Below are 6,873 nucleotides of genomic sequence, written 5' to 3'. Positions count from 1 at the left end.
CCGGGTACAGCGCCTGGCGCAGGAAAAATTGGGCCTGGCGTCGCCGCGGCCAGAGCAGATCGTGCCGTGGGAGCGTTGACGATGGAAAAGACGGCGGTCAATCCGATGTTGGTGCTGGCGGTTCCGGTATGGCGCCAGCGGCTGATGGCGGGTTTGCTGCTGACCCTGCTGGCGGCTCTGGTGGTGCGGGCGGCGTATCTGCAGGGAGTACAGCGAGATTTTCTCCAGCAGCAGGGCGAGGCGCGCTATGAACGCCAGATCGAGGTGCCGGCCATGCGCGGGCGTGTGCTCGATCGCAACGGTCAGATCCTCGCCGATTCCTCGCCGGTGGCCAGCATCTGGGCCGACCCGGCCAAGGTGCGCGAATGGTCGACGGAGGATTTTGCCCGGCTGGCGCACGCCTTGGGCATGAGTACCGATGAATTGGATCGGCGCCTCGGTCAAGGCGGGCGCCGATTCGTCTATCTGCGACGGCAGTTGCCTCCAGATCAGGCCGCACCGCTGGCCCAGCTCGGCCTCGAGGGCGTGGGCGTGGTCGAGGAATATCAGCGTTTCTATCCTCAGGGCGAGGCATTCGCCCAGCTGGTGGGGCTCGTCGACGTCGATGGCAACGGCATCGAGGGGCTGGAGGCGAGTCTGCAGGCCATGCTCCAGGGGGAGGCTGGCAAACGCCTGGTGATCCAGGACCGGCACGGCCGCGTGGTGCAGGATTCGGTCTGGGTGCAGCGGCCGCGCGACGGGCGCGACGTGGTGCTTTCGCTCGATGCGCGCATCCAGCACATCACCTACCGGGCGCTGGAGCGGGCGGTGGAACTGCATCAGGCGCGCGCCGGCGGGGCGGTGGTGATCGACGTGCGCACGGGGGAAATCCTGGCGCTCGCCAATTGGCCCAGCTACAATCCCAACCGCCGCACGGGGCTCGACTTGAGCGAGGTGCGCAACCGCGTGGTCACCGACATCTACGAGCCCGGCTCGGTGATGAAGCCCGTGCTGGTTGCCTTGGCACTGGAGCGCGGCAAGGTCAGACCGGACACGCTCATCGACATCCAGGGGGGCGTCTTCCAGGTAGGCAACCACACGATCCGGGATTCGCATACCGGCGATCGTGCCCTGACGGTATCCCAGGTGATCCAGAAGTCGTCCAACGTGGGAGTGGCCAAGATCGCGCTCGGCCTCGATTCGAGGGATCTCTGGCAACACTACCGGGCTTTCGGTTTCGGCGTGCGCCCCGATCTGCCTCTGCCCGGGGTGGCATCGGGGCGCATGCTGCCTTCCGGCTCTCTCAAGCCCATCGAGGTGGCGACCATGGCCTATGGTCATGGCATCTCCACTTCCCTGCTGCAGCTGGCGCATGCCTATCAGGCGATCGCCAACGACGGGGTGATGCTGCCCCTGTCGCTGACGCGGCGCGATGCGCCCCCTCCGGTCTCCGAGCAGCGCCGGCTTCTTTCGCCCAAGACGGCGCAGGAGGTGAAGGCGATGATGGAACTCGTCACCCAGGCCGGGGGAACCGCGACGCGCGCGGCGGTGGCAGGGTATCGTACCGCCGGCAAGACCGGTACGGCGCACAAACTCGAAGACGGGCGTTATGTGGACAAATACGTCGCTTCTTTCGTCGGCTATGCTCCGGCTTCCCAGCCGAGGCTGGTGGTGGCGGTGATGATCGACGAACCCAAAGTGAAGTCCTACTACGGTGGCATCGTGGCGGCGCCGGTGTTCGCCGAGATCGTCGGGCAGGTATTGCCCGGCCTCGGCGTGGCGCCGGACATGCCTGGACCGGCAGTGGCGGCAGCCGAACGACCGCGAGGCTGACATGAATCCGATACGCGACATCGAGGATCTGTGGTGGGAGCTGCACCGGCAAGGGGTCTATCCGCGGGCGGTGACGCACGATTCCCGGCAAGTGGCGCCAGGTACGCTGTTCCTGGCCTGGCCGGGAGAGAAGACCGACGGCAGGAACTACCTCGTCCAGGCGCTTGCCGCCGGTGCGGAGGCGGTGGTCTATGAGGCCGGGGATGGCTGGGTCCCTCCGCCCGAATTGGCCAACCGGGTTCCCTTGATCGCCGTGGAGGGGCTGCGGCCCATGGCTGGCCTTCTCGCCGACCGTGTCTATGGGGCGCCGTCGCAATCCTTGTGGGTGGCCGGCGTCACCGGCACCAACGGCAAGACGACCACCAGCCAGTGGCTGGCGCAGGCATTGGAAGCGCTCGGGGTGGCGTGCGGGGTGATCGGTACGCTCGGCTGCGGGCGCATCGGCCGTCTGGAGGACCTGGGATTCACCACGCCCGAGGCGCCCCAGATCCACGCCTGGCTGCGGCGTTTTCTCGATGCCGGCTGCCAGGCAGCGGTGATGGAGGTTTCCTCCATCGGCTTGGTACAGGACCGAGTCGCCGGTGTGCGCTTCGACGTGGCGCTCTTCACCAACCTCACGCGCGATCACCTCGACTATCACGGCAGCATGGAAGCCTATGCGGCGGCCAAGCGGCGGCTCTTCGAGCGGCCGGAGCTGCGTGCGGCGGTGATCGACGTGGATGACGCCGTGGGCGAGGCCATCGCGCGCGAGTGCGCTGCCCGCGGGCTGGAGACTTGGGCGGTGAGTCTGAGGGCACGTCCGGCGTTGCCGGGCGTGCGGCCCCTGTGGCTCGCGGAGCCGCCGCGCGAAGGCACGAGCGGCCAGCGCCTGATGCTCGCCCTCGAGGATCGCACGCTGCCCATGCACCTGCCGGCCTTCGGTACCTTCAATGCCGGCAATGCGCTCTTGGTGCTGGGGGCGCTCCTTGCGCGTGGCGTGGCGCTCGAGCGGGCGGCGGCGGCGCTGGGGCGGGTGGTGCCGCCGCCGGGGCGGATGCAGTGGCTCGGCGGGGTGGCGGAACCCTTGGTGGTGATCGACTATGCCCATACGCCGGATGCGCTCGAGCAGGTGATCTCGGCGCTCGTGCCCACGGCCCGGACCCGCGGCGGGCGGCTCGTGGTCGTCTTCGGGTGCGGCGGGGATCGGGACCGGGGCAAGCGTCCGCTCATGGGCACGGTGGCGGCGCGCGCCGATGCCTTGATCGTCACTTCCGACAACCCCCGCTCCGAACCGCCCGAGGCGATCATCGCCGACATCCTCGCCGGCATCGAACGCAGCGACCTCCTCGTCGAGCCCGATCGGGCCAAGGCCATCGCCCAGGCGATCGAGACGGCCGGCGCCGACGACGTGATCCTGCTCGCCGGCAAGGGGCACGAACCCTATCAGGAGATCGCTGGCGTGCGCCATCCCTTCAGTGACCAGCAGGAAGCCGAGGCGGCGCTGGCGCGCTGGCGCGAACGCAATCTCTTCCCGGAGTTGCCGTGAACACGCCACTGGCGGAGCTCGCCGACCTGCTCGCCGGGCAGGGTGAGGAGGTCGAACGCGTTGGCAGCGGCGAGTGCGAAATCGCCGGCGTGGAGATCGACTCGCGCGCCCCGCTCGTGGGCAAGCTCTTCGTGGCCCTGCGCGGAGCGCGCTTCGACGGGCACGATTTCGTCGCCGCTGCGCTCGCGGCCGGGGCGGCCGCCGCCCTGGTCGAACGGCGTTGGTGGGCGTCACGGCAGCCGGCCGGGGTTTTCCTCGTGGTCGAGGATACCCGCCACGCGCTCGCCCGGCTCGCCGCCGCTTGGCGGGCGCGTTTCCCGTGGCCGGTGGCCGGCATCACCGGCAGCAACGGCAAGACCACCGTCAAGGAGATGACGGCAGCGATCCTGCGCGCGCACTTCGGGGCGGAGTCGGTGCTCGCCACGCGCGGCAACCGCAACAACGACATCGGCCTGCCGCTCACCTTGCTGGAGCTCGAAGCGGGTCACCGCGCGGCGGTGTGCGAGCTGGGCATCAACCGGCCCGGCGAGATGGCGATGCTCGCCGCCATCGCCCGCCCTGACGTCGCGCTGGTGACCACGGCGCAGCGCGCCCACCTCGAGGGGTTTGGCACGCTCGACACCGTGGCGCGCGAGAAAGGGCAGATCTACCGTTTCCTCGCGTCCGACGGGACGGCGGTCATTCCTGCCGACGACCCTCATGCGTCCCTGTGGCGGGAGATGGCGGCGGGGCGCCGCGTGCTTACTTTCGGCCGTGGCGGCGAGGTTTGCGGCACGGCCGAGCCCTTGTCCTGGGGCTGGCGCGTGCAGGTACGTGCGCTGGGCGATGAGGGGGAATTCACGCTGCCGCTGCCTGGGCGGCACAACGTGCACAACGCGCTCGCGGCGATCGCCTGCGCCGTGGCGCTGGAAGTGCCGCTCAAGACGGCGGCCGGTGCGCTTGCCGCCTTCGTCCCCGTGCCCGGACGGCTGCAGCCGGTCCCGGGCGAGCAGGGGGCCTTGCTCATCGACGACACCTACAACGCCAATCCGGACTCCATGCGCGCGGCGATCGAAGTGCTCGCGGCGCTGCCGCATGCGCGCAAGCTGCTCGTGCTGGGCGACATGGGCGAGGTGGGCTCCGAGGCGCCGCGGCTGCATGCCCAGTTGGGTGTCCAGGCGCGCGCGGCGGGTATCGAGCGGCTGTTTACCTTGGGCGAGCTCGCGCGCGAGGCTGCCGCGGCGTTTGGTCGGGCGGCGGAATCTTTCGCCGAGCTGGAGCCTCTCGTACAGCGGCTGCGCGCGGAGCTCTCGCCACAGACGGCGGTGTTGGTCAAAGGGTCCCGTTTCATGCGCATGGAACGGGTGGTTTTCGCGCTCGCGGCTCGGTCCGCGGCGCTTCAAGGGTGATTCGATGCTTTTGGAATTGGCGCTTTGGCTGGGGCAGGATATCCGGGCGTTCAACGTCTTCGGTTACATCACGCTGCGCACGGTACTGGCGGCGATGACGGCGCTCTTCGTCTCCTTCGCGCTGGGCCCGCGCGTGATCCGCTGGCTTGCGGCAAAGAAGATCGGGCAGACGGTGCGCACCGACGGGCCGAAGACCCATCTGACAAAGTCTGGCACGCCGACCATGGGTGGAGCGCTGATCCTGCTCGCCGTCTCGGTGACGGTGCTGCTGTGGGGCGATCTGACCAACCGCTACGTGTGGACCGTCTGGCTCGTCACGCTCGGATTTGGCATCGTGGGCTGGGTCGACGACTGGCGCAAGGTGGTGCGGCGCGACCCGAAAGGTTTGCCCAGCCGCTGGAAGTATCTGTGGACCTCGGCGATCGCGCTCGCGGCAAGCCTCTATCTGGGGCTCACCGCCACCGAGCCGGTGCAAACCCAGCTCATCGTGCCGTTCTTCAAGGAAGTGGCGATCCCGCTGGGTCTGGGCGGTTTCGTGCTGTTGTCCTACTTCGTCATTAACGGCACCGGTCATGCGGTCAATCTCACCGACGGGCTCGACGGTCTGGCGGTGACGCCGGCGGTGATGGTGACCGGGGCGCTGGCGATTTTTTCCTACGTGGCGGGGCATGCCGTGTTCGCCCGCTACCTGGGGGTGCCCTACATTCCTGGAGCGGGGGAGCTCGCCGTCTTCTGCGGGGCGCTGTGCGGCGCGGGGCTGGGTTTCTTGTGGTTCAACGCGCATCCGGCGCAGGTGTTCATGGGCGACGTGGGAGCGCTCGCGCTGGGCGCGGCCATGGGCACCATCGCGGTGATCGTGCGCCAGGAACTGGTGCTCTTCATCATGGGCGGCTTGTTCGTGGCCGAGGCGCTGTCGGTGATGCTGCAGGTGGGCTACTTCAAGTGGTCCGGCGGCAAGCGCATCCTGCGCATGGCGCCGCTGCACCATCATTTCGAACTGGGGGGCTGGAAAGAGACCCAGGTGGTGATCCGCTTCTGGATCGTCACCCTGATGCTGGTGCTCTTCGGGCTCTCCACCTTGAAACTGCGGTGAGGGGCGATGGATCTGGTGCTGGGACTCGGTTTGAGCGGTGAGGCGATGGTGCGCTGGCTCGCGTATCGGGGAGTGCCCGTGCGCGCGGCCGACACGCGGGCTCGGCCGCCGGGCGCGGCAAGGCTGGATGCCCTGTTGCCGCCCGAATCGCTGGTGCTGGGCCGGCCGTTCGAGGCGTCGCTGCTCGAAGGAGTCGAACGGGTGTGGCTCTCGCCGGGGCTGTCGCCCGAATTGCCGCTGTGCCGGCAGGCGCGCTCGCGCGGCCTGCCGGTGCAGGGGGAGCTGGCGCTCTTCTACGAGGCCTGGCAGGCGCGCGGGCGTCCGGGGCGGCTGGTGGCAGTGACCGGCACCAACGGCAAGACCACGACCACGGCGCTCACGGCGCATCTGCTGCGGCACGCCGGGCTCGATGCGCTTGCCGCCGGCAACATCGCCCCGGCCATCCTCAGCGCCGCACGCGAGCGCGAGGAGGCCGGGTTGCCCTGGCCGGAGGTGTGGGTGCTGGAGGTGTCGAGTTTCCAGCTGGAGACGGCCGGGCCTTTCGCCGTGCAGGCGGCGGTGGTGCTGAACGTCACCGAGGATCACCTCGACCGGCACGGTTCGCTCGCGGCGTATACCGCCCTCAAGGCGCGCGTCTATGAGGGCGTGGAGACGGCGGTGGTGGTGCGCGACGACGCCCTCGTGCGCGACATGGCCCGCAGCGCGCCGCGGCGCGTGACGGTGGGCAGCGACGCGCCGGGCGCGGCGACGGATTTCGGCGTGCAGGAGGGCTGGTTCGTGCGCGGCCGGCAGCGTCTGGCGCCGCGTTCGATCCTGCCGTTGCCGGGGCGGCACAACGAGATCGATGCACTCGCGGCGCTCGCGCTCGCCGAGGCGATGGGCGTGGCGCCCGAGGCGGCGATCGAGGGCTTTGCCTCGTTCCAAGGGCTGCCGCACCGGGTCGAGACGGTGGCGGTGCGTGCCGACGGGGTGCGCTTCATCGACGATTCGAAAGGCACCAACGTGGGCGCGACGATCGCGGCACTCGCCGGATTCGAGGCGCCGGTGATCCTGAT

5 protein-coding genes are annotated in these 6,873 nt (G+C 69.3%); all 5 read left to right on the top strand.

Annotated features, from left to right (window positions below; all coding sequences use genetic code 11):
- Window positions 1–81 precede the first annotated feature (81 nt).
- Window positions 82–1,812 carry a peptidoglycan D,D-transpeptidase FtsI family protein gene (locus OA56_RS08835; RefSeq protein WP_461584744.1) on the top strand — a complete coding sequence of 577 codons (1,731 nt, stop codon included), beginning with the start codon at window positions 82–84 and terminating at the stop codon, window positions 1,810–1,812.
- Window position 1,813: 1 nt separating this feature from the next.
- Entirely contained in the window at window positions 1,814–3,337 is a 1,524-nt protein-coding gene (locus OA56_RS08830) for a UDP-N-acetylmuramoyl-L-alanyl-D-glutamate--2,6-diaminopimelate ligase (RefSeq protein WP_055422627.1), read from the top strand.
- Window positions 3,334–4,725, top strand: coding sequence for a UDP-N-acetylmuramoyl-tripeptide--D-alanyl-D-alanine ligase (locus tag OA56_RS08825; protein WP_461584741.1), 1,392 nt, complete (start codon window positions 3,334–3,336; stop codon window positions 4,723–4,725). Before OA56_RS08830 ends, OA56_RS08825 begins: the two co-directional genes overlap by 4 nt.
- Window positions 4,726–4,729: 4 nt before the next feature.
- Window positions 4,730–5,818: a phospho-N-acetylmuramoyl-pentapeptide-transferase gene (gene mraY / locus OA56_RS08820; RefSeq protein ID WP_461584739.1), complete on the top strand. Its 1,089-nt coding sequence runs from the start codon at window positions 4,730–4,732 to the stop codon at window positions 5,816–5,818.
- A 6-nt stretch (window positions 5,819–5,824) separates the two neighbouring features.
- The coding region (murD, locus tag OA56_RS08815; protein WP_461584737.1) for a UDP-N-acetylmuramoyl-L-alanine--D-glutamate ligase at window positions 5,825–6,873 on the top strand (1,049 nt) is incomplete at its 3' end.

Source organism: Tepidiphilus sp. HLB4 (assembly GCF_054823945.1).
This window is presented reverse-complemented; position numbering and strand designations above follow the sequence as displayed.

Coding starts and splice junctions, on each gene's coding strand:
- OA56_RS08835 (WP_461584744.1), top strand. CDS start 82: ATGGAAAAGACGGCGGTCAATCCGATGTTGGTGCTGGCGGTTCCGGTA.
- OA56_RS08830 (WP_055422627.1), top strand. CDS start 1,814: ATGAATCCGATACGCGACATCGAGGATCTGTGGTGGGAGCTGCACCGG.
- mraY (WP_461584739.1), top strand. CDS start 4,730: ATGCTTTTGGAATTGGCGCTTTGGCTGGGGCAGGATATCCGGGCGTTC.